Origin of the sequence: Sulfitobacter sp. PS-8MA (assembly GCF_040933935.1) — a bacterium.
In the GTDB taxonomy this organism is placed as follows: domain Bacteria; phylum Pseudomonadota; class Alphaproteobacteria; order Rhodobacterales; family Rhodobacteraceae; genus Sulfitobacter.
The window spans coordinates 554,750-577,822 of the sequence record NZ_JBFQYJ010000006.1; the positions used below are offsets into that span (position 1 = coordinate 554,750).

Annotated in this window: 21 protein-coding genes and 1 tRNA gene; 11 read left to right on the plus strand and 11 right to left on the minus strand. The window is 60.3% G+C overall.

The window, feature by feature from the left end; all coding sequences use genetic code 11:
- Positions 1 to 16: 16 nt before the first annotated feature.
- Both ileS and AB4M76_RS06635 read left to right on the plus strand, forming a co-directional pair.
- Complete coding sequence (gene ileS, locus AB4M76_RS06630; protein WP_368441016.1) at positions 17 to 2,938, plus strand: isoleucine--tRNA ligase; 2,922 nt, start codon at positions 17 to 19, stop codon at positions 2,936 to 2,938.
- A 144-nt stretch (positions 2,939 to 3,082) separates the two neighbouring features.
- Positions 3,083 to 3,538 (plus strand): methylated-DNA--[protein]-cysteine S-methyltransferase, encoded by a 456-nt coding sequence (locus AB4M76_RS06635; protein WP_368441017.1) that lies wholly within the window; start codon positions 3,083 to 3,085, stop codon positions 3,536 to 3,538.
- Here AB4M76_RS06635 and AB4M76_RS06640 read toward each other — a convergent pair.
- The 3 genes from AB4M76_RS06640 to AB4M76_RS06650 form a co-directional block, all read right to left on the minus strand.
- On the minus strand, positions 3,535 to 4,119 hold the full coding sequence (locus tag AB4M76_RS06640; protein WP_368441018.1) for an MFS transporter: 585 nt from the start codon (positions 4,117 to 4,119) through the stop codon (positions 3,535 to 3,537). The genes AB4M76_RS06635 and AB4M76_RS06640 overlap by 4 nt on opposite strands.
- On the minus strand, positions 4,119 to 4,976 hold the full coding sequence (locus tag AB4M76_RS06645; protein WP_368441019.1) for an MFS transporter: 858 nt from the start codon (positions 4,974 to 4,976) through the stop codon (positions 4,119 to 4,121). The genes AB4M76_RS06640 and AB4M76_RS06645 overlap by 1 nt, the downstream gene beginning before the upstream one ends.
- 65 nt (positions 4,977 to 5,041) lie before the next feature.
- On the minus strand, positions 5,042 to 5,737 hold the full coding sequence (locus tag AB4M76_RS06650) for a phosphatidylcholine/phosphatidylserine synthase (protein WP_368441020.1): 696 nt from the start codon (positions 5,735 to 5,737) through the stop codon (positions 5,042 to 5,044).
- Positions 5,738 to 6,006: 269 nt separating this feature from the next.
- Here AB4M76_RS06650 and rpmB point away from each other — a divergent pair, with 269 nt between their 5' ends.
- Positions 6,007 to 6,306, plus strand: coding sequence for a 50S ribosomal protein L28 (rpmB, locus tag AB4M76_RS06655; protein ID WP_368441021.1), 300 nt, complete (start codon positions 6,007 to 6,009; stop codon positions 6,304 to 6,306).
- A 91-nt stretch (positions 6,307 to 6,397) separates the two neighbouring features.
- Here the strand turns inward: rpmB and AB4M76_RS06660 are convergent, their stop codons facing one another.
- Positions 6,398 to 7,090, minus strand: coding sequence for an NAD-dependent deacylase (locus AB4M76_RS06660; RefSeq protein ID WP_368441022.1), 693 nt, complete (start codon positions 7,088 to 7,090; stop codon positions 6,398 to 6,400).
- Positions 7,091 to 7,202: 112 nt separating this feature from the next.
- Here AB4M76_RS06660 and AB4M76_RS06665 point away from each other — a divergent pair, with 112 nt between their 5' ends.
- The 7 genes from AB4M76_RS06665 (at position 7,203) to AB4M76_RS06695 (ending at position 11,687) form a co-directional block, all read left to right on the plus strand.
- Positions 7,203 to 8,078, plus strand: coding sequence for a carbon-nitrogen hydrolase family protein (locus tag AB4M76_RS06665; RefSeq protein ID WP_368441023.1), 876 nt, complete (start codon positions 7,203 to 7,205; stop codon positions 8,076 to 8,078).
- An 81-nt stretch (positions 8,079 to 8,159) separates the two neighbouring features.
- Positions 8,160 to 8,378 carry a translation initiation factor IF-1 gene (gene infA, locus AB4M76_RS06670; RefSeq protein ID WP_005978431.1) on the plus strand — a complete coding sequence of 73 codons (219 nt, stop codon included), beginning with the start codon at positions 8,160 to 8,162 and terminating at the stop codon, positions 8,376 to 8,378.
- An 81-nt stretch (positions 8,379 to 8,459) separates the two neighbouring features.
- On the plus strand, positions 8,460 to 9,038 hold the full coding sequence (locus AB4M76_RS06675) for a nucleoside triphosphate pyrophosphatase (protein WP_368441024.1): 579 nt from the start codon (positions 8,460 to 8,462) through the stop codon (positions 9,036 to 9,038).
- Positions 9,035 to 10,069 (plus strand): ribonuclease E/G, encoded by a 1,035-nt coding sequence (locus AB4M76_RS06680; protein ID WP_368441025.1) that lies wholly within the window; start codon positions 9,035 to 9,037, stop codon positions 10,067 to 10,069. Before AB4M76_RS06675 ends, AB4M76_RS06680 begins: the two co-directional genes overlap by 4 nt.
- Positions 10,066 to 10,257, plus strand: a complete 192-nt coding sequence (locus tag AB4M76_RS06685; RefSeq protein ID WP_067268003.1) for a DNA gyrase inhibitor YacG — start codon at positions 10,066 to 10,068, stop codon at positions 10,255 to 10,257. The genes AB4M76_RS06680 and AB4M76_RS06685 overlap by 4 nt, the downstream gene beginning before the upstream one ends.
- 115 nt (positions 10,258 to 10,372) lie before the next feature.
- Positions 10,373 to 10,447 (plus strand) — tRNA-Phe (locus tag AB4M76_RS06690).
- A gap of 61 nt (positions 10,448 to 10,508) precedes the next feature.
- Positions 10,509 to 11,687: a DUF6538 domain-containing protein gene (locus AB4M76_RS06695; protein WP_368441026.1), complete on the plus strand. Its 1,179-nt coding sequence runs from the start codon at positions 10,509 to 10,511 to the stop codon at positions 11,685 to 11,687.
- 597 nt (positions 11,688 to 12,284) lie between these two features.
- On the opposite strand, the gene AB4M76_RS06700 is transcribed toward AB4M76_RS06695, so the two are convergent.
- The 6 genes from AB4M76_RS06700 to istA (AB4M76_RS06725) form a co-directional block, all read right to left on the minus strand.
- Positions 12,285 to 13,409 (minus strand): hypothetical protein, encoded by a 1,125-nt coding sequence (locus AB4M76_RS06700; protein WP_368441027.1) that lies wholly within the window; start codon positions 13,407 to 13,409, stop codon positions 12,285 to 12,287.
- A 149-nt stretch (positions 13,410 to 13,558) separates the two neighbouring features.
- A complete protein-coding gene (istB, locus tag AB4M76_RS06705) occupies positions 13,559 to 14,287 on the minus strand; it encodes an IS21-like element ISPkr1 family helper ATPase IstB (protein ID WP_317388941.1) in 729 nt (242 codons plus the stop codon).
- Positions 14,217 to 15,785, minus strand: coding sequence for an IS21 family transposase (istA, locus tag AB4M76_RS06710; RefSeq protein WP_368440053.1), 1,569 nt, complete (start codon positions 15,783 to 15,785; stop codon positions 14,217 to 14,219). The genes istB (AB4M76_RS06705) and istA (AB4M76_RS06710) overlap by 71 nt, the downstream gene beginning before the upstream one ends.
- A 366-nt stretch (positions 15,786 to 16,151) precedes the next feature.
- On the minus strand, positions 16,152 to 17,066 hold the full coding sequence (locus AB4M76_RS06715) for a type I restriction enzyme endonuclease domain-containing protein (protein WP_368441028.1): 915 nt from the start codon (positions 17,064 to 17,066) through the stop codon (positions 16,152 to 16,154).
- Positions 17,067 to 17,187: 121 nt separating this feature from the next.
- Positions 17,188 to 17,919 (minus strand): IS21-like element helper ATPase IstB, encoded by a 732-nt coding sequence (istB, locus tag AB4M76_RS06720; RefSeq protein WP_108485421.1) that lies wholly within the window; start codon positions 17,917 to 17,919, stop codon positions 17,188 to 17,190.
- Complete coding sequence (istA, locus tag AB4M76_RS06725; protein ID WP_368440290.1) at positions 17,916 to 19,415, minus strand: IS21 family transposase; 1,500 nt, start codon at positions 19,413 to 19,415, stop codon at positions 17,916 to 17,918. The genes istB (AB4M76_RS06720) and istA (AB4M76_RS06725) overlap by 4 nt, the downstream gene beginning before the upstream one ends.
- A gap of 121 nt (positions 19,416 to 19,536) precedes the next feature.
- On the opposite strand from istA (AB4M76_RS06725), the gene AB4M76_RS06730 reads away from it, so the two are divergent.
- On the plus strand, positions 19,537 to 22,341 hold the full coding sequence (locus AB4M76_RS06730; RefSeq protein ID WP_368441029.1) for a DNA polymerase: 2,805 nt from the start codon (positions 19,537 to 19,539) through the stop codon (positions 22,339 to 22,341).
- Here AB4M76_RS06730 and AB4M76_RS06735 read toward each other — a convergent pair.
- Positions 22,256 to 22,945, minus strand: a complete 690-nt coding sequence (locus tag AB4M76_RS06735; RefSeq protein WP_368441030.1) for a recombinase family protein — start codon at positions 22,943 to 22,945, stop codon at positions 22,256 to 22,258. The genes AB4M76_RS06730 and AB4M76_RS06735 overlap by 86 nt on opposite strands.
- Between the last annotated feature and the right edge of the window lie 128 nt (positions 22,946 to 23,073).

A 23,073-nucleotide genomic window follows, 5' to 3' on the forward strand; every position in this document is an offset into this window, starting at 1 on the left:
CTGAAGGACGCCCCCCATGTGCGCCGAGACCCCCGACTATAAAGCCACGCTGAACCTGCCCAAGACCGATTTCCCCATGCGCGCCGGACTGCCCAAACGCGAGCCCGGCTGGCTGGACCGCTGGCAGAAGATCGGCGTCTATGACCGGCTGCGCGAAAAGGAGGGGCGGGAGCCTTTCACGCTGCATGACGGCCCGCCCTATGCCAACGGCAACCTGCACATCGGCCACGCGCTGAACAAGACGATCAAGGACATGATCGTGCGTTCCCACCAGATGATGGGCTATGACGCGCGCTACATCCCCGGCTGGGACTGCCACGGCCTGCCGATCGAGTGGAAGATCGAAGAGCAGTACCGCAAGAAGGGCCGCGACAAGGATCAGGTGCCGATCAACGAATTTCGCGCCGAATGCCGCGACTTTGCCGCCAAATGGGTCGATGTGCAGCGCGAGGAGTTCAAGCGCCTCGGCATCACCGGCAATTGGGAAAACCCCTATCTGACGATGGATTTCCACGCCGAGCGGGTCATCGCCGAGGAATTCATGAAGTTCCTGATGAACGGCACGCTCTATCAAGGCTCCAAGCCCGTGATGTGGTCGCCGGTGGAAAAGACTGCGCTGGCCGAGGCCGAGGTCGAGTATCACGACAAGGAAAGCCACACCGTCTGGGTGAAGTTCAACGTCGTCGGCACGGAAAGTGACCTCGACGGTGCGAAGGTCGTGATCTGGACCACAACGCCCTGGACCATGCCGTCGAACAAGGCCGTGGTTTATGGCGAGGGCATCTCCTACGGCCTCTATGAGGTGACCGCGACACCGGAGGAATGCTGGGCCAATGTCGGTGATCGCTATCTGCTGGCCGACGATCTGGCGGCGGATGTGCTGGGACGGGCGCGGCTTGAGGATGGCATGTGGCGGCGGGTGCGCGGCGTGACCAATGACGAGCTCGCCAACATCTCGCTCCAGCACCCGCTGGCCGGGGCCGAGGGCGCGGAGGGCGAATGGGACGATCTGCGCGATTTCCGTGCCGCCGACTTCGTGACCTCGGACGAGGGCACCGGCTTTGTCCATTGCGCGCCATCGCATGGTCTGGAGGAATATGAGCTTTACCGCGACCTCGGCATGCTGCCGCAGGTGATCACCTATAACGTCATGGAAGACGGCCGTTTCCGCGATGATCTGCCCTTCTTCGGCGGCAAGGCGATCCTCAAGCCCAACGGCAAGGAGGGCAACGCCAACAGCGCCATCATCGACAAGCTCGTCGAGGTCGGCGGGCTGCTGGCGCGCGGCAAGATCAAGCACAGCTATCCGCACTCCTGGCGCTCCAAGGCGCCGGTGATCTACCGCAACACGCCGCAGTGGTTCGCCGCCATCGACAAGGAGGTCGGCGACGGGCTGGACCAGAACGGCAAGACCATCCGCGAGCGCGCGCTGACCTGCATCGACAAGGTCAACTGGGTGCCGAAGTCGGGCCGCAACCGCCTGCATTCGATGATGGAGGCGCGCCCCGACTGGGTGCTGAGCCGCCAGCGTGCTTGGGGCGTGCCGCTGACCTGCTTCGTGCGCAAGGGCGTGGCGCCGACGGATGAAAACTTCCTGCTGCGCAACGAAGAGGTGAACCAGCGTATCGTCGAGGCTTTCGAGGCCGAAGGCGCGGATGCCTGGTATGCTGAAGGCGCCAAGGAGCGGTTCCTTCAGGGCATCGTCGACCCGGCGGAATTCGATCAGGTGACCGACATTCTCGACGTGTGGTTCGACAGTGGCTCGACCCATGCCTTCACCCTGCGCGACCGCGAGGACGGGACCGAGGACGGCATCGCCGATGTCTATATGGAGGGTACCGATCAGCACCGTGGCTGGTTCCACTCCTCGCTGTTGCAATCCGTCGGCACCACGGGCCGTGCGCCCTACCGCAATGTCGTGACCCATGGCTTCACGCTGGACGCCAAGGGCATGAAGATGTCCAAGTCCATCGGCAATACCATCGTGCCCGAGAAGATCGTGCAGCAATATGGCGCCGATATCCTGCGGCTCTGGGTGGCGCAGACCGATTATACCGCCGACCAGCGGATCGGGGATGAGATCCTGAAAGGCGTGGCCGACAGCTATCGCCGCTTGCGCAACACTATGCGCTACATGCTGGGCGCGCTGAGCGATTTCAGCGAGGCGGATCGGGTTGATCCCGCCGAAATGCCGGAACTGGAGCGTTGGGTGCTGCATCGGGTGGCGGAACTCGACAAGGTGGTGCGCGACGGTTTCGCGCGGTTCGACTTCCAAGGCGTGTTTCAGGCGGTCTTTACCTTTGCCACGGTCGATCTTTCGGCCTTCTACTTCGATATCCGCAAGGATGCGCTCTATTGTGACGGCGATACTCAGCGCCGCCGCGCCGCGCGGACGGTGCTGGATATCCTGTTCCACCGTCTGACCACATGGCTGGCGCCGGTGCTGGTCTTTACCATGGAAGAGGTCTGGCTGGAGCGCTTCCCGGGCGACGCATCTTCGGTGCATCTGGTGGATATGCCCGAGACACCCGAGGCTTGGCTGAACCCCGAACTGGCGGCGAAATGGGCCAAGGTCCGCGCCGCGCGGCGTGTGGTGACGGCGGCGCTCGAGGTGCAGCGGACCGAGAAGGTGATCGGCGCTTCGCTTGAGGCCGCGCCCGTGGTCCATGTCGATGATGCAGCGCAGCGCGAGGCGCTCGAAAGCGTGTCTTTCGAGGATGTCGCGATCACCTCCGACATCACCGTGACCGGCGATCCGGCCCCGGCAGAGGCCTTCCGCATGCCCGAGACCCAAGGCGTGGCGGTGGTGTTTGAGAAAGCCGAGGGCGCCAAATGCGAGCGCTGCTGGAAGGTGCTGCCGGATGTCGGGCGGCATGAGTATCCCGGCGTCTGCGGGCGCTGCGACGAAGCGGTGCGTGAGGCGCTGGTGGAAGCCTGAGGCTTGCGCTTGATCTGATTGAAACGGGCGACGGTTCATCCGCCGCCCGTTTTTTATGCGCCGCTGCAACCGAGCGATGCCCGCCAGAGAGGCGCTGCCCTCAGCGCTCTTTCGCAACAGTGTTTTCCGGGGCAGGGTGGGGGGATGAAACAGGCCTCCCTCTCCACGCCCTTCGGCGATCTGATCCTCACCGAGGACGGCGGCGCGATCGCGGCGCTTGGCTGGGGGCGGGCCGCGCGGCAGGACCGCTCTGACCTTTTGGAAACCGCGCTTGCGCAGCTTGGCGAATATGCCCAAGGCCGGCGCCGGTCCTTTGACCTGCCGCTGCGCGTGGCGGGCAGCGACTTTCTGCGCGCTGTCTGCAGAGCCATCGCGGCCATCCCCTTTGGCGAGACCCGCACCTACGGCGAGATCGCCCGCGAGCTTGGCGTCCCGGCACAGGCGGTCGGCGGCGCTTGCGGCGGCAATCCGATCCCGATCCTGATCCCCTGTCACCGTGTCATGGGCGCTAGGGGGCTGACCGGCTTCAGCGGCGCGGGCGGGGTGGAGACGAAAGTGGCCCTGCTGCGCCACGAGGGGGCGGCGGGGCTGCTGATCTAGGTCAGGCCCGCGTCGTAGCCATGCCGCCGCACCAGCCCCCAGACGGCGAGAAGCCCCGCCAGCGCCAGCGGGACGCAGGACAGGAACACCCACCGCGCGACCGTCTCGGCCTCTGCGGCGCCGTCCATCGTCAGGAAGCCCGAGGCATTAGCGATGATGCCCAGATAGGCCGCGCCGAGCGCATAGCCGAGGCGCTGTATCGTCGGCATGGCGCCGGAGACACGCTGCTCTTCGCTCTCTGGCACAAGCGCGGTGACGCGGCGCAGAATGAAGGTCCAGGCCAGACCAAAGCCGCCGCCCTCAAGCAGGGCGAAAACCGCGATCAGCCACAAGGGCCCTTGCGGCACCGCATAGGCGAACCCCGCCACGGCAAAGGTTGTCATTGCCATGCCCGCCACGATCCACATGCGGTCCTGCCGCTCCGGCGCGCCGCTGACCACGACGGCGGTCAAGGTCCAGCCCACCGAGGAGGCGGCCACGATATAGCCCGCGATCAGCGCCGAGGTGCCATGCACAGCCACCATCAGCAACGGCCCGTAAGCAAGGATCGCGACCGTTGCCATCGACAGCAAAAGCAACATCAGCAATGTCGCGCCCGCGGCATGGCGCGGGTCCAGTGACGCGGCGGGCAGCAGACGGTCTCCCCGGCGGCATTGTCGCGCCAGAAGAACCAGCCGAGACAGAAAAGCCCCGCCGCGACGTAAAGCGTGGTGCTCAGCGGTTCGACCCGCACACCGCCGAGCGAGATCAGCACCACCGCCAGACACAGCAGCGCCAGACGGGTGACCGGAAAACGGTCCATCTCGGTCACCGCAGCGGGCTGAGCGATTCCGCCGCGCAGGGCGATCCAAAGCGCGAGGCCAAAGGCCTGGGCCGCGAAAAACCAGAACCCCAGCCGCCAGCTTGCGTATTCGACAAAGAAACCGCCAATCAGCGGACCGAGAAAGGCCGAGATGCCCCAGAAGGTGGAGACGACCGCCAAAGCCCGAGCGGCATAGCGCCGGGGGAAGAGCACGCCAAGCGCCACGAAGCTCATCGCGACCAGACCACCGCCGCCCAGGCCCTGAAGCGCGCGCCCGACCAAAAGCACCGTCATCGATGGGCTGATCGCGCTGAGCGCACAGCCGGCACCGAAGAGCACGGCAGAAAGGCTCATCGGTCCGCGCAGCCCGTGGCGCATGGTCAGCAGGGCCGCCGCGGCCCCGGCGACGATGGAGCCGATCTCATAGATCGACACGCTCCAACTTACCAAGGCCGCGCCGCCGATCTCTGCCACGATAGAGGGCAGCATGGTGGCCACGATCAAACTGTCGGCAGCGTGGAGCCAGACCGCCAGACAGACCAGGGCCAGCGAGGCCGCATAGGCGCTGCCCAGAAACTCGGCCCAGGATACATAGGCGGTTGATGTCTCGATAGAATCAGGGGTGATCTGGGGCATGGCGGTCTCCTTGAATGAGACCTGTCTGACGCCTCAACCTAGGTTGAGGTCAAGGCTTTTGATCCTCAATCGTCCTTTGCCGGGATCAATTGCTGCGCCGCCCCCGCGCCGACCAGATAGACCGAGGTGACAACAAGACCCCAATGCGCCCAGCTTTCGGGGTGAAAGTTCACCCAGGCCGACCAGCCGGCAAAGAAGGTCCATGCCAGCGCCATCGGCAGGGTCACCGCGCGCCAGCGCTCGGTGCGGACCGGATGCACGAATTTGATCGGGGCGAACATCGCCGCCGACAGAATGGTCACGATGATCAGGCTGACCCACCATTCCGGCGCGAGCGCAAAGAGCACCAGCACAAGCATGTTCCAGCAGCCGGGGAAGCCTTTGAAAGAATTGTCCTTTGTCTTCATGCGCGTGTCCGAGAAATACATCACGCTGGTAAAGGTGATGATGATAATCATCGCCCAGCCGCTCCAGCCATCCATCAGGCCGGAGGTGAAAAGCGCAAAGGCCGGGATGAAGACATAGGTCAGATAGTCGATGATGAGATCCATCAAGACGCCGTCGAACTCGGGCGCATTGGTCTTTACATCATATTTCCGCGCCAGCGGCCCATCGATCCCATCGACGAAAAAGGCAATCACCAGCCAGAGGAACATCAGGTCCCATTCCTCCTCCACAGCGGCGAGCATCGCCAGCATGGCGAGAACGGCACCGGTGGCGGTGAAAAGGTGAACGAGGAGCGCGCGCATCTGTAAAGTCATGGGTCTGCATCGCAAATCCGCCCGGCGGATGCAAAGGAAAGTCTTGCTTCTATGGCGGAAAGCGGCCCAATTTTCTAAGATGGGGGGTGCCGGTGGGGAGAGCTCGGCCTCATTTCAAGGGAAAAGCTTCCATCGGCTGCGCTTCGGGTTGACGGCTCCCGCGATTCCCACTAAAGCCAGCGGACCAATTCAGGGTCGGCTCTGCGCGGCCCCTATCGTATGTGTTGCCCCGGATCGCTGGGAAGGCACAACAGCAAAAGGATGAACCCATGTCGCGCCGTTGCGAATTGACCGGAAAAGGCCCGATGACGGGCAACAATGTAAGCCACGCCAACAACCGCACCCGTCGCCGGTTCTTGCCGAACCTCAACGACGTGTCGTTGCAGTCCGAGGCACTGGGCCGTGCGTTCAAACTGCGCATCTCTGCCGCAGCCCTGCGCAGCGTTGACCACCGCGGTGGTCTGGACAAGTTCCTGGCGAAAGCCAAGGACGTTGAACTGTCCGAGAACGCGCTGAAGATCAAGAAAGCGATCGCCAAGTCCAGCGCCACGGCTGATGTGCTGAGCTAAGGCTTGATGCTTTGACGATTGGGGCCTCGATCCGCAAGGATCGGGGCCTTTTTCTTTTCTGGGGGGGCGAAAGGCTGCTGAGCGCCCGGCGTCAGCCTTGCAAGATCTCGGCCACCCAGTCCGGCACCGTTTGGCTGGCGGGACCGATGCGGTGTTCCTCGAACTGATTGCCCACGGCGGACCGCTCCAGATTGAACTCCACCGTATGCGCCCCGGCGCGGCGGGCTTCGGCGACGAAACCGGCGGCGGGGTAGACATTGCCCGAGGTGCCGATGGCCGCGAAAATGTCGGCCTCGGCCAGATGGTCAAAGAGCGCGTCCATGTCATAGGGCATTTCACCGAACCAAACGATGTCGGGGCGCGCCGCAGGGGCGTTGCAGGCGGGGCAGGGGTCGCCGGCTGCCATGACCATCGGGGCGGGCCAGCGGTGGTCACAGGCGGCGCAGAGCGCGCCTTTGAGGCTGCCATGCATATGCATCACCTTTTGCGAGCCGCCCTGTTCGTGCAGATCATCGACATTCTGGGTGATCACCACCACCTCACCGTCCAGCTCGGCCTCCAGCCGGGCCAGCGCGCGATGCGCGGCATTGGGCGCGACCTCGGCCGCCTGGGCGCGGCGGGCGTTGTAGAAATCGACCACCAGTTTGGGATTGCGGGCAAAGGCTTCGGGCGTGGCCACGTCTTCGACCCGGTGCTGCGCCCAGAGCCCGTCGGAAGCGCGGAAGGTCTCCAGCCCGCTTTCGGCAGAAATGCCCGCGCCGGTGAGGATTACGATCTTGGTCATGCTGAACCTTCCCTGATTTACGAACCGCCTTCAAGCTGGCGCGCAGCATATCGCCCTTGAAGCCTCCGTCAAAGCCGCGCAGACTGCCGCCAAACCAGCCCCGGAGCCTGCCATGAAAATCGCCACCGCTGCCTATCCGCTCGATGTTCTGACCTCCTGGGCGCAGTATGAGGACAAGCTGGCGCATTGGGTTGCCGAGGCGGCGGTACAGGGTGCGGAACTGCTGGTCTTTCCGGAATATGGCGCGATGGAACTGGCGACACTCGACGGTGCCGATGTGGCGGGGGATCTGGAGCGCTCGCTCTATGCGGTGTCGGACAGGTTGGAAGAGGCGGACCGGTTGCATGTGAAACTGGCGGCTGAGCATAACGTGCATATCGTCGCGGCCTCCGGCCCCGCAGCGACCGACAGCCGCCCGGTGAACCGCGCGCGGCTGATCACGCCCGCAGGGCAGATCGGGGTGCAGGACAAGCAGATCATGACCCGTTTCGAGCGTGAGGAATGGGGGGTGATCGGGGGCAATGCGCTGCAGGTCTTTGACACCACCCTGGGCAAGATCGGGATTCTGATCTGCTATGACAGTGAGTTTCCGCTTTTGGGCCGGGCCCTGGCCGACTGCGACGTGATCTGCGTGCCGAGCGTGACCGAAACATTGGCGGGCTATTGGCGGGTGCGCATCGGCTCCATGGCCCGGGCGCTTGAGAATCAGGGCATTACCGCAATGTCTTCGGTGGTGGGCGCAGCGGATTGGTCCGAGGCTTTGGGGCGATCCTTTGGCGCCGGGGGTATTTTCTGCCCGCCGGACCGGGGCTTTCCGCCCACCGGCGTCTTGTCCGTGCGCGAAGTCAATGCCCCCGGCTGGACCATCGCCGAGGCCGACCTGGCACAGGTGGCAGAGGTGCGCGCGGATGGCATCGTGCTTAACCGGCGCGACTGGCAGGATCAGATCGGGCGGGATGGAAAAGCGATAAACGTCGCTTTGCGCTGAATCCCTCTTGAAAAACTGGTAAAATGCGCCCATCTAAGCCTGCGCCCTCAAATCGGAGGGTTTTGTGCTCAAGGAGAGACCATGGCCAAGGAAGATACGCTCGAATTTCCCGGTGTCGTGAAGGAACTCCTGCCTAACGCGACGTTTCGGGTCGAGCTGGAAAACGGCCATGAGATCATCGCGCATACGGCAGGCAAGATGCGGAAAAACCGCATCCGTGTTCTGGCTGGCGACAAGGTTCAGGTGGAAATGACACCCTATGATCTGACCAAGGGTCGGATCAACTATCGCTTCAAGTAAGCGGCACCGCGTTGCGCGGCGCAGGCGGGGCCGTGCGCGGCCCCGACCGGGCCGCCGGCCTCAGGCAAAGAGGCCCCTAAGATGCAATTCATTCTCGGATCAGGATCACCGCGCCGGCTGGAGCTGCTCGCGCAGATCGGTGTGACCCCCGATGCCATTCGTGCCCCCGACATTGACGAGACCCCGCAAAAGGCGGAACTGCCGCGCCCCTATTGCGCCCGCATGGCGCGCGAAAAGGTGGCGGCGGTGCCTGCGGGGGAGGGTGACATCGTGCTCTGCGCCGATACGACCGTGGCGCTCGGGCGGCGGATCCTCGGCAAGCCCGAGGATGAAGCCGAGGCCGAGGCCTTTCTGCGGCTGATGTCGGGGCGGCGTCATAAGGTCATCACGGCGGTTGCCGTGAAACGCGGCGAGCGGCTTTGGCAGCGCGATGTGCAGAGCAGCGTGAAGATGAAATCCCTGTCCGAGCCCGAGATTCGCCGCTACCTCGCCACCGGCGATTGGCGCGGCAAGGCGGGCGGCTATGGCATCCAAGGCCCCGCCAGTGCCTTGATCCCCTGGATCAGCGGGTCATTCACCGCAATCGTCGGCCTGCCATTGGCCGAGGCTGCAAACCTGCTGCAGGCAGCAGGCTACCCATTTGACGGAGGTGCCGCATGAAGGGCCGAACGATCATTCTTGACCATCTCGGTGATATCGAGGCCGCAGCACTTATGGTGGACGGCAAGTTGGACGATTTTCTCATCGACAGTGACGCGCCGCGCGTCGGCACCGTCTACCGCGCGATTGCGGATCGGCCGGTGAAGGGGCAGGGGGGCATGTTCCTCAAGACCCCGGATGGCGCGGCCTTTCTGCGCCAGATCAAGGGGCTCGCCCCCGGTCAGGCGATTCTCGTGCAGGTCTCGGGCCATGCCGAGCCGGGCAAAGCGATCCCGGTGAGCAACAAGCTGCTGTTCAAATCGCGCTATGCCATCGTGACGCCGGAGGCGCCGGGGCTGAACATCTCGCGCTCTATCAAGGATGAGGCAGAGCGCGACCGACTGCTCGAAATCGCCCATGAGGTCGCGGGCGGGGCCGATCTGGGCCTGATCCTGCGCTCCTCCTGTGCCGGTGCCGATGCCGAGGATATTGCCGAAGATATCGCGAATATGCTCGCGCTTGCCGGTAGCGTGGCCAACGATGACGGGCAGGAAATGGAGGTGCTGAGCGAAGGCGATGGCCCGCATCTGCTCGCCTGGCGCGACTGGACCGCGCCCGCCGAGGTGGTGACCGACGCCGGCGGCTTCGACGATCACGGTGTTCTGGAAGAACTCGACCGGGTGGCCTCGGCGCAGGTTTCGCTGGGGGGCGGCGCCTCGATCTTCGTGGAGCCGACCCGGGCACTGGTGGCCGTCGATGTGAATACCGGCAATGACGCCTCTCTCGCCGCTGGGGTGAAAGCCAATATGGCCTGCGCCAAGGCGCTCCCCCGCGCCCTGCGCCTGCGCGGGCTCGGCGGGCAAATCACGCTCGACCTCGCGCCCATGCCCAAGAAGGACCGCCGCACTTTCGAGAGCGCACTGCGTGCCGCCTTCCGCACCGATGACGTAGATACGACGCTGGTCGGTTGGACCCCGCTGGGCCATTACGAGCTGCAACGCAAACGCGCCCGCCCGGTGCTGGCGGAGGTTTTGGCGGGGGCGGGGCAATGAGCTGTCCGATCTGCAAAGCCGAAACCGTCAAGGCCCACCGCCCCTTCTGCTCGCGCCGCTGCGCCGACATCGATCTGGGCCGCTGGTTCAACGGCAGCTACGCCGTCCCCTCGCGCGATCCCGAAGACGTGGAAGCGGCCATTGACGCCGCCGAAGCAGCACAAGACCGCCCCGCAAAGCCCCATTAAGACAGGAAAATTTGGGTTTTGTGAAAAGAAGTGGGTTTCAGGGCAAAATGGGGCTGGACACCCCGCGCCACAGGTCCTAGAACCCGCTCACCCGACCTCGAAAGAGGTGACCCGTGCCCGGGTAGCTCAGGGGTAGAGCAGTGGATTGAAAATCCTCGTGTCGGTGGTTCGATTCCGCCCCCGGGCACCATTGCATCCGTTAAGCCATTGTAAGACCTCAGCTTTATCTCAGGATGGAGCTACCGTAGAACATGGCGGAGAACAAAACTGCACCCCACTCATTTGTCAAAGACGGCGTTTTCTACTTCGTGAGACGAGTCCCGAAGGACCTGAAGCAGCACTACACGTCGTCGAAAATCTCCTTCTCGTTGCGCACGAGGTCGGCATCTGTCGCTACCTCTCGCGCCTTGAGAGCTGCACAGCGGCTCGACGAGCACTGGTATTTCCTCAGGATCAACGACTGCGATCTACCGGGGAAGCACATGCTGCGCTTGGCGCAGTACACCAACGCTGTCCCTGCCGCGATGGCCATGACAGCCGCCGTAGTTGAAACCGTGAAGCTCTCGGAAGCCGTGGGCATCTACCTTCGGCTCAAGGGGCAGGGACGCTCGGTCACCTTCCACCGCGCCGCTGAGCGCTCCTGCGGCTACGTCATCGACGTCTGTGGCGACAAGGACATCACCGCCTACACCAAGGCCGACGCGAACGCCTTCCGCGACGATTTGATCAAGCGCGGACTGGCAGGCAGCAGCATGACGCGCGTCTTCGGAACGGTGCGTTCGGTCATCAACTTCGCTGCCGCCGAGATCGGTATCGACATCACCAACCCATTCGGCAGGGTCTACTACGACCGCAACGCAGGCGTTGAGGATCGGGAACCGTTGCCGCTCGATGTCATTCGCACCCTACAGAGCGAGTGCCGCAAGCTCGACGATGATCTGCGCTGGCTGGTCGCCTTGGTATCTGACACCGGGATGCGCCTCGCTGAGGCTGCAGGTCTGCTGAGAGAGGACCTCAAGCTCGATGATCCGATCCCGCATGTGGTCGTGCGAGAGCATCCGTGGCGGCGCTTGAAGACGGCAGGCAGCAACCGGAAGGTCCCGCTCGTGGGCGCAGCGCTCTGGGCCGCTCAGAGTGTCCACGACAGCGTAAAGGATAGCGAGTTCGCCTTCCCGCGATACAACAAGGGCGACCAGACCAATGCCAACTCTGCGAGTGCGGCGTTGAACAAATGGATGAAGCCATACGTCCGCGAAAAAGGGACCATGCACAGCTTCCGTCACTCGATGCGTGACCGACTGCGGGCTGTGGAGTGCCCCGCCGACATAGTGGATCAGATCGGAGGCTGGCAGACCGAGGGGGTCGGGCATGGCTACGGCACAGGCTACCCACTCAATGTGTTGGCCAAATGGATGCGAACTGTAGTATAGCCAGACGGCCATGTTCTACGGTAGCTCCATCCTGAGATAAAGCTGAGGTCTTACAATGGCTTAACGGATGCAATGGTGCCCGGGGGCGGAGGGTTATCTCCGTTGTGTTCCCGTTACAGGCACCGCATCAGCCGAAAGCCTCAACAAAAACAGGGGTATCAGCATCAGTGAATCCCCGTCAACAGGCACCGTGTGTTCTACGGTATGTTCTACGGTAGCTGAGAGTCTCAAAGAGAGCCTGAGAGTGCCGTTCTGCTTGAAGGGAGGGAATACACCCTGCCGTATCGAGAGGCGTCTACAGCGACTCCTTAGGACTCCTACGGCATGTCCCTGAAGGGTGGCGGGGGAGACCCACCCCACCGGGGGGAAACGAGTGCTTGATCGATAAGGGTAAGCCGCTGAGATATGCGACCCCTGAAACATCCGCTTGAAGGCAGGGGGGATAGCATCAGGGGTCTTGAGCGAGGGATGGCTTATGAGTCCCTCTATAGGGAGTTACCTTTAGTTATATCCTTTAGCTATGAGCTGTAGCCGCAAGCTATAGGGTCTACCCCGTCGTAGTTGCTCCTTCTATTACCACCACGAGGAGGGTATAGCTTAGGCTGCAAGCTGAAGGTCATCGTCAGGTCCAAAGTCATGCTTGGTCAGGACATCTACCTCCCCGTCTTGTCCCGTGTGACGCTTGAAGGTGTAGAGCATGACCCTTTGAGCCAGATCGACAGCTGAAGCTGGCACCAGTATCGCGTCGTGGATCGGGAGAGGGACTACACCCATGCCATTTAGGACGCGCAGCACCTCGACGAGGATTTGGCTTTCCATGAACTGACATCGATGGCCCAACCCTCTGTGGAAGGTGTCGGCAATATCAGGATGGGTCGACAAAATGGCGTTTTCTACATCTTTAACCCGAACATCGCGTCCAAAGTAGCGGCACGTCCCTTGCGGAAAACGGGACAAGGGTTTTTCGACGAACTGCATTGAAGACATCACTTTCTTGATGCCCTGCCTTTCGCCGTCAATGCCGGGAATGTCGTAGAGGTCTTGCATCGGCGGAGCCACACCTTTAATCGCATACAGTAAGCGCGGCATGACTTGCCCGTAGTCGACCTCTACAACTTCCTTCCCGTCAATCCTGATGTATCTGAGGCGGTCTTTTTTGCTCATTGACTGCCAAAAACCTCCCCAAAGCCTGCCGCCGCTCTCGAAGCTCTCACGATTGAATGACCGACGAAGCTGTCTTTGGTTGATATCAACAACCTCTGGGCCAGTGTAGCGAATGTCTGCGTTTGCCAAGGCGTTATTGATTTCCTGAATGTGCTTTCTCGCCTTCGTCGTGAAGTCCGTCTCGTCGTAGTCGATCAGCTTATTTCGCTTTTTTCGCCCAAAAGGCTGACCTTTCAGCTCGATTGGCTCTGTCCGCAAGAGTTCGCCTATGTCCTCAAGCGATACGCTATGCTTACGAATGATGCGTAAGAGTGTCGCACTTGGTCGGATAACGGTTCGCCTTCTTTTCCCATCCGCAGTTCTGGAACCAAGTTCTTGATGGATCAGGACAAGTCCGGGATCAGCCAAAAGGTCGAGAAGACGCGGAAAAGTCTTGCTGGTCGTGGGGTCACCGTAGCGAGACGTTCTACCCAAGTGCCTGTTGGACCTTGTTACATAGAGGCTTTTGTTGATGGTGCAGAGTGCTGCAACCGTCAGATCACAGACCACCGCAGTCACCATGCGTTCATATATGACTGTCAATCGGCAGGCAATCTTGACCCCCTATCGGCATCCAAAAATGACCCCCCATCGGAGCGCTCGGGTAGCTGGCCCGATGCGGTGTAGCCTTTATACAGCGCAGCCGTATCGGGCCAGCGGGGTTTAGGTCATTCGCGGGTCTTGAAGCGCCAGCTCTCGTTGCCGGTTTCGACGATGTCGCAGTGGTGTGTAAGGCGATCGAGCAGTGCTGTCGTCATCTTGGCGTCTCCGAAGACTGATGGCCACTCACCGAAGTCGAGGTTGGTCGTTACGATGATGGACGTGCGCTCGTAGAGGCGACTGACGAGGTGGAACAGCAGCTGACCGCCAGTCTGGGCGAAGGGGAGATAGCCGAGCTCGTCGAGGATCAGGAAGTCGAGGCGGCACAAGAGATCCGCAGTGCGCCCCTGGCGATCAGCCCGGGCTTCTGCGTCGAGTTTGTTCACAAGGTCGACGATGTTGAAGAAGCGGCCGCGTTTACCACGGCGGATGCAGGCCCTGGCGATGCTCACGGCAAGATGGGATTTGCCGGTCCCGGTGCCGCCGATCAGCACGACGTTGCGTTGATGTTCAAGGAACTCTCCGGAGGCCAGATCGCGCACCAGCGTCTCGTTGACCGGCGTGTTCTCGAAGCTGAACTCATCGACCTCCTTGGCCAGTGGTAGTTTGGCAATCCTCATCTGGTATCTGATCGAACGCGCCTGCTTTTCGCTGATCTCGGCGTGCAGGAGGTCGCCGACGATCTGTTGCGGTTCGTGCTGACGCTTCACTGCTGTCGTGATGATCTCATCGTAGGCGGCCTTCATGCCGTAGAGCTTCAGCTGGCTCATCGCATCCAGCACTTGTGATCTTTCCATGGTTGGGTCTCCTGAGGCTGTCGTAACGTTGGCAATCGGCCACGGGCTGGCAAGTCAGCCGCAACGCGTCCGGCGTATCGATGGTCAACGGCGGCGGCGGCTCACGATGCCGGGCCAAGATGTTAATGATGACGGAGGCGGCGTGAGCCCCTTCATTCAGGGCTTCGGCACAAGCGGCATCCACGGCATCCAGCCCGTCGGTTGGGATCATGCTCAGGATCTGAACCATCTGGCGGTCGCCGTTCGGCACCTTACCAAGCTTGCGCTGCACACGCCTGATTGCTGGCGGCAGCTCCCAGTCCTTGAAGGGCGCACCATTCCTGAGCGCGCCCGGTTTGCGAGCCAGAACAGGGATGTAGTGCAGCGGGTTGTAAATCGACTTATCGCGGCCGAAGGCTCGGTCGTGCTGCCCCACAATCTTACCGTCCTGCCAGAACTCGACTCGCTCGGCATAAGCACGGATCTCAACTGGGCGTCCGACGGCTCGACCATCCACCGAGTAGCGGTTCTTATCGAACCGAACGAGGCAGGTTTTGGACACCGAGGCAGGCAGCGCGTGGAAGCCATTGAAGGGGCCGACATACGGCACCAAGCTGGCTCGTTCTTGCTTGAACACCTCCCAAGTTGTCCGATCCCGGAGCTCGGGGTGCGGGTTGGACTGAGCCCAGGCAACGCACCGGTCTTCAAGCCAAGCGTTCAGTTCGGCATAGCTTTTAAACTTCGGTCGCGGCACGAAGAACCGCCGCCGGACAACGCCGACCTGGTTCTCGACCTGTCCCTTCTCCCAGCCCGAGGCGGGGGTGCAGGCGACCGGATCGACCAAGTAATGTCCGCACATCTGCTGGAACCGGCGATTATAGGCGCGGTCGCGACCGACAAAGATCGTATCCACCGCCGTCTTCATGTTGTCGTAAATCCCCCGAGCACAGGCTCCGCCGAAGAAGGCAAAAGCTTTGTCGTGGGCGTCAAAGACCATCTCCTGTGACTCGCGCGGGTAGGCTCGTACGAACAGCATTCGGCTATGGCAAAGGCGGACGTGCGCCACCTTCACTGTCGTCGTCGCGCCATCGATCACCACGATCTCATGGCTCCAATCAAACTGATAGGCCTCACCGGGATCGAAGGTCAGCGGCACATAGGCAGCGGCTGATGCCCCCTGTTCCTCCTTGGACCATGAGGCCGCGTAGCGCCGGACAGCATCGTAGCCGCCGTCATATCCGAGGGCTCTGAGTTCTTCGAAGACCCTAATCCGGGTCAGCCTCTCACGCTTGGGCTTGCGCGCGTTCACTGACAGCATCTCGTCGAGCTTGTCTTTCCAGGGCCCAATCTTCGGCTGCGGCTGGACCGTCCGCTCGTAGGTGAGCTCCGTCACACCGGATCGGATTACCTTGCGCACCGTGTTCCGCGATACCCGTAACTCCCGGCAAATCTGCTTAATCGGCTTCTTGTCCTGAAAATACGCCCGCCGGATCTTCGCAATCGTCTCCACAACCAACATCCCACACTGTGCTCCCCGATAGCCTCGGGGGCATTATCCACATCAGTGTAAGGGGGTCATTTTTGGACGCCGATCACCCCTCTACGGGGTCAAAATTGCATGCTTGTTCACAATATATGACCTGATCCTTTACCTTTCGCCTCCGGTTTCTGATCGATGTTTCAATCTCAAAGTCTTCGATCAACTCGATGACTTCTCGAAGATACCTCTGCCCGACTGGCGTGACAGGGATTCTCCAAGGGTCAAAAGCACGTTCTGCGGTTTTAGGTTGGTGTTCATATTCTTCTGCGCAGCAAAGTTCATTGTAGCACATAGGGAGCCTTTCGGATTGGGAGTTACCATTATTCTAATGGTGGCCCCTAACTCTCAGGCTGCTGCGTAGATGCCCTCTCGCCCGGTCTGGTAGGCGTCAAAGACGTGCCTGTAGAGAATATCGCACTTCTTATTGAAGACGTCCTCTGCGTAGGCATCAGGAAGTCCGCGATCCAACGCAATCTCGATGGCTTGCCTCACAGCCCCACGAGCCTGTTCTTTCTTAGTCCAGTCAAGCACGAGCTTTTCGTCCTTCAAGACCTGAAGCAAATCTCTCGCAACCGCCTTGACCTGATCTCGTTCCTTCTCGTTTAGCTCCGGTTCCGGTTTGGTAAGAATGTCGAAAACGGCGTTTTCTTCTTCGCTCAAACCCTCACGGATTGCCTCTTGTTCTTCGGCGGTTAGGTCCTCAGCCAGTTGAACCAGCGCCCTGAAGAAGGCTTCAATGTTCTGACTGCCACTGTTGTAACTGTCGATCAGCTTCTGGAAGCGGTCGAGAAACTCAGCCCGTGTTGGGTTTCTGGCAACCATCGCCGTTAGTTTCTGGCTGAGCAGGGCGCGGAGTCGTTCCGCTTCGGTTCGCTGTTTCCCCGTGTCGAACTTGGCGCGGAGCTTGTCGAAGTCGATCTGGCTTATGTCTATTGCTTCGGCGTCTTCAGGGGTCTCGTAAGGTATCGGAGCCACTGAGCGATCCAGCAAGTCCTCGACGTCCTGCATTATTGCACTGATGTCAGGCCTCGGCATGAGTGATCGTATACGCTCGGCAAGAACCGAAACCAGCACTGCATCTGCCGTAAACTCTGTCGATGATCTGTCGGGTAGGATCGCCTTGTAGACCCGCGACACAGCCCTCGCTTTTGCCAGGTATTCGCGCTTAGCTTCATCGGTTGCGATCAACTTCTCTACGGCTTCACCGATCAGAGCTGCTTTCCCCAACCCCTGCGCCGATTTGATCTCTTTCGGTGTCAATGAGCGTTTAAAAGTGACCCGGTTTCAGCGTTTAATTTTGACCCGCCTATTGGGTGACAAAGCCCCCAGGCGGACCGCCCTCATATAGCGAGTCCGTCTGGGGGCTTTGCTTGCGACGTGGCTATTTTTCTCTGCGACTTTTGCTCTGAGCGAAGCGATATGACGTGTTGCCCGTTTCGATGATGGCACAGTGGTGCGTGACGCGATCCAAGAGCGCAGTTGTCATCTTGGCATCACCGAAGACAGCGACCCATTCCCCGAACTCCAAGTTGGTGGTGATGATGACGCTGGTTTTCTCGTAGAGCTTGCTGATCAGGTGGAACAGCAACGCGCCGCCGGATTTCGGGAACGGGATGTAGCCTAACTCGTCGATGATGACGCAATCCAGGGCAGACAGCTGCCGGATGATCTTCCCGGCATTGCCGTCGGCCTGTTCCTTGATCAGGGCATTGATCAGATCGACCGCGTTGAAGAAGCGGACCTTCTTGCCGTTGTTAATCAATGTGGTTCCAAGCGCGATGGCGATGTGAGTTTTGCCTGTCCCGGTTCCGCCGACCAGGATGAGGTTGTGCGCCTCTTCGGTGAACTGACCCGAGCAGAAGGGTTCGATCTGGGCCTTACTCACCGCGGCCGCGCCGTAATCGAAGGTGGCGAAGTCCTTATGATGGGGGAACTTCGCGATGCGCATTTGATACTGGATGGAACGCACTCGCCGCTCTACAGTTTCCGCGTCGATCAGTTGCTTTATCGCTGTGGTCAGACTTGGTGGCTTGCGCGCGGACAGCAAATCATGGGCGCAAGCTGCCATTCCATGCAGCCTCAAGGCGGTGAGTTGGTCGATGAGAGCGTTCATGCGGCAGCCTCCTCGGCCGAGCAGAGCGCCTCATAGCGCTTGCAGTCGGCCTCGGGCCGCACGGTCAGCTGCGGATAGACATTACCCTCATTCAACGGCGTGATGATTGGCTCCACCAACTGGTTGATCAAATTGGTGATGGCAGGAAGGCGCAACGTGTTTTGTTCAACTGCCAGTTCGCAGGCCGTCTCCACCACCTCGATTCCGTGGTCCTGGGCCAGCAGAAGCAGATCGACGAACTCCCGGTCCCCGCCTTTGCCAGCCATGTAATGCTCCCTGATCCGATGCATGGCCTCAGGCAGTTGCCAGTCCACAAAAGGGGCGCCGTCGCGCAGAGCGCCGGGCTTGCGATCCAGTAGAGGAACATAATGCCAAGGCTCAAAGTAGCTGACGTTGCGGGTGAAGCGACGCTTGTGCTCGGCAATAACGTCCTGGCCTGACACCAGCACGATCCGGCTCGCATAGGCGCGCAAGGAGACATGCTGGCCTGCAAACCGGGAAGGCACGCTATAGCGATTGCTGGCATATTGAACCAGGCAGGTGGAACGGACCCGCACCGTCTTTTCCACATAACCATCAAAAGCCCGCCCCAGGGGGCGCAGCTCGGCGCGCTCATCTTCAAAAACCTCCGCAATCGTGCGGGACGATTGATCAGGATGGGCGCGGCTTGCCAATTCCTCGCAGCGCAGACGCAACCAGTTGTTCAGCCCATCCAGATCATCAAAAGCTGGCATGGGAACAAACAATCGGCCTCGTAAAAAATGGACCTGGTTCTCCACCTGACCTTTCTCCCAACCCGACGCGGGGGTGCAGGCAACCGGCTCCATCACATAATGGTTCATCAACGCCAAGAACCGCGGATGGAACACCCGGTCCTTCGAGCGGGAGACATAGGTCACCATCGTTTTGGGATTGTCGATGATCACCCGTCGCGGAACCCCGCCGTAGAAGGACAGCGCCCGTACAAAAGCATCCAACACCATCTCTTGGCTCTCGCCGGGATAGGCTACGATAAGAGGTTTGCGACTATGGCACAGGCGGAAGTGAGCAACCTTTACCTTCTGCTCGACACCACCGAGAATAACGCGCTCTTCGCTCCAGTCAAACTGGAGCGCATCACCGGCAGCAAAATGCAGGGGGATAAACGCCTCTCCCGATCCAGCATCGGCACGTTTGAGGTCTCGGATAAATCGCTGAACCGGAGAATAGGACCCAGTATACCCTTCCGAGACGAGCTGTTCGTAAAGCTTCGTGGCCGTCCGCCGCTCCCGGCGCGGGCGCTTGTGATCCTGCTCGAAAAGCTCTTGCAGCCGCGCGTCAAATCCATCGCACAGCTTATGCCGGGTCGGTGGCGCTTGCCGTTGATAGCTCGGTGGACTGTCGTCCTTCAGATACTTCTTCACCGTGTTCCGCGACAAACCGGTTGCCCGCGCCACAGATCGGATGCTGCGACCCTCAACCAATATCCAACGACGGATCTTCGATACACTTTCCATCAATATCACCTGCTCATTCCTCCGCGCTATTCAGCGCGGATGCTAACGTGGCAGGTGGGTCAATTTTGCACGCTCATAACCCACCCAAGTGGGTCAATTTCGCACGCCGATTCACAGTCCCATGCAAGCCAAAGTCAATTTCCGGCCTGATCAGTTTTACCCCAAGAACAGGCCAAACTCGAAGCAAATTCGCTATCTCGTGATCGGCTTCGACACGGAGTACCAGCGGGAGGCAATTGTAAATGCGGATGGCCTAGCCGAAGTCCGCAATCTGGTGCTGTCTTACCAGTATAGCTGCCATGTCATTACCCCCGGCAATGCAGGTGCAGAGCCGCATTGGTCTGGCATTGTGCTGCCGCCGGGGCCATCAGATGACGACCGGCTAACCCTGGTTGAGTTCTTGGAACATGCGTTGCGGGACGGGTTTAGGACGCACCCCAATCTGAGGCTGCCGGTGAATGTCTATCTGGTCGCGCACTTCACGCGGGCAGACGTGCCGGGGTTTTCTGACTTCAAGGAGGAGAAGTCCCGGAAAGCCATGAACTTAGACAATATCCGCAACCTGTTCATGAATGTCAGCAAGGATATCAAGGTCAACCTCGAGCGGGGTGACAAGCTCAAGCCAATCAGGCTGCATGTCCTAATCCGGGACACAATTGCTCTTGCGCCCACTGGGGCCAAAAGCCTCGCCAAGCTGGGGGAAATCCTTGGCTATGAGAAGCTGAAGCTATCTGACGACCCGAAGCAGGAACAGCACTACAAGGAAAACATGAGGGAGTTGTTGGAAGCCAACTGGCCGCTGTTCCGGGACTATGCCATCCGCGATGCAGAGGTCTGTGCCCAATACACTATCCGCATGATCCGGCTGTATTTTGTCAAGACCGGGGCGTTCAAACTTCCGGTGACATTGACGTCCATCGGTGTTGATCTGATCCAGGCGCACTGGGAGTCCCAAGGGCTCGACCCGCTTGAAATCGTCGGCAAAGAGATGGTGGCAGAGAAGCGGTGGAACGCCAAGACAAAGCGCTATGTGACCAATACTGAGCCTAAGTCCCTGCCGAAGCTGTTTTGGAGCGAGGACTTTTTCACCGAGTGCTATCATGGCGGGCGCAATGAGCAGTTCTGGTTTGGCCCGGCCCCGGAAGGTGTTTGGTATGACTATGATCTGGCCAGCGCATATCCATCTGCCATGGCGCTCATCGGGGAGCCTGATTGGTCAACCATCACACCCATCGCCAGCACGGAAGAATTGCTGGGTCCCGGTTTGACGGTCGAAGACCTGGCCTTTGCCAATGTGAACTTTGAGTTCCCGGAAGACGTCCGGTACCCGGGCCTGCCAGTGCGCACAGAAAACGGGTTGCTGTTTCCCCGCAAAGGCAACAGCACGACCCATATCAGTGAAATCCTGCTGGCCAAGCAGCTAGGGGCAAAGATCGAACTGGTGGAGGGTCGGCGGATCGATTCTGACCGCGTTATCAGCCGCAGAGATGATGGCGTCAGGGAATATGGCGGCCACGCCAAGCGGCCGTTTCTCGACTTCGCCCGTCATTGCATCGACCAGCGCGCCAAGCACCCAAAGAAGACCCTGGACAATCTGTTCTGGAAGGAGCTGGTAAATTCCACATACGGCAAGACGGCTCAGGGTCTACGGGAGCGCCGGATATATGATCTGAGGGATGCTGATACCAAGCGGCTGGGGCCGAGCAAGATCACCAACCCGGTCTATGCTGCCTTTATCACGGCTTTCTGCCGGGGCGTGCTCAGCGAGATCATGAACGCCCTGCCTCCGGACGTGCAGATATTCAGCGTCACCACAGATGGGTTTCTGACTACGGCCACAGATGCGCAAATGACGGCGGCTGCAAAGGGTCAGCTAGACCGCAGGTATCTGGACTCCCGGATCAAGCTGGCCGCTCAATGGGGCATCTATGAAGTCAAACACATCATCCGCCAACCTGTTGGATGGCGGACCAGAGGGCAAGCCACACTGCGCCAGTCTGAAGCTTCCGACTGGGACGGCACAGGTATGTTGCCCAAAGAAGATGAGCGGGTGGTGCTGGCCAAGGGCGGGATCAAGCTGGATGCCATGCTGTCCAAGACGGAGCAGAATGACAAAATCGTCGATCTGTTCTTTGATCGCAAACCTATCGATACGCTGACGGTGACGATGGGCGCAGGCATCCGGGAGATGTATGAGCAGGGAATGGACTTCGTAGACAAGACCATGACCAAACGCCTGTCCATGGAATTCGACTGGAAACGCAGGCCAGCGGCGGCGGGAGACGTGACTGTCACAAACGTCGGCGGGCAAAGCCGCACCCATTTGGCATTCTCGACTCAGCCATGGGACACAGTGGATCAGTTCAACACCTCGCGTGACATCTGGGCGGACTACAACAAGCAGACCCCGCATTGCCTGAAGTCGCTTGCTGATTACCAAACATGGGCTGAGTATTTTGAGGGCAAGCTAGCAGCACAGGGGCCTGCCGGGGCCTACATCGCCAAAGAAGATGGTGTCCTGAAACGCCTCCGCCGGGACCTGAGCATAGCGCATAAACTGCGGAAGGCGGGCACACACAAAATCAACGTGGCGTCGTTCAGCGGCGGCGACGGCATCACTTCGGACCACAAGCTCAAGGTCAAAGACTTTGCCCGCATCCTGAATGATAGCTTTGGCATTCCTTGCACGAAGGTCGATGTGGACAATGCTAGGAAGAAGACAGCCTTCGTGCCGCATCAGGTGCCGCGGACAGCCAAAACCGTAGAGCTGCTGGGATACATCAAGGAGAGGCTGTTCCCCGAGTTGGACATGGAGCAGTTCCTTACACCGAAGGCGGCGTTCAGTTTGGATGTGGAGAATGCAGATATGACTTTGCCTCCCCGTGAGACGGTAGCTTGCCTGCATTGCCGGAGAGGTAATTTTTGACGGTTTGCGGATACCACTTCCCGCCCTTAGCTGTCTTCACGCCACGGTCGTTCAGCAGCCTTGCAGCCCCAGAAAATGATCCGTCGTCGGCAATCGCCCGCTCGAACTCGGCACGCACAGTCTCGAAGAATTCCTGCTTCTCTAGCCGCCGTTGCGCCGCCAAGGCTTGGGCATTCCGGCCAAGCACAGTTCCCCGCTTCTTGGCGGCTCTGAGCGCCGCTTTGGTGCGTTCTGAAATCTGGCGGCGCTCCTCCTCGGCGAAGCAGGCCAACAGATGCAAGAAGAACGTTGAGACGTTCGGGTGTTCGCAGACGGCCAGCTCAATTCCCTGGTCAATAATTCTCGATATGAATGACACCTTCCGGGAGAACCGATCCAACTTCGGTGTCAGGAGCTTGGATCGGGTCTTCTTGACGAGGTTGATCGCGTTCCACAGCTCGGCCCGGTCGTCGCGCTTGCCGGATTGGATTTCGGTAAACTCGGCAATCACGTTGTCGGCGGGCTGAAGGAACTGCTGAACCCTTGCCCGCTGTGCTTCCAACCCTAGGCCGGACCGCCCCTGTCGTTCCGTCGAAACCCGATAATAAACAACATATTCAGCCATTCTGCCCTCTCCGTAACCGACAAACGTTGATTTGTCTTATACGGCTTCTAGCATGTCGGCATGGGCGACAACCAATTCTGGAAGGTTGTTTCCTGGAAGTGCTTTGTGCCGCGATCCTCTGAGCTGAG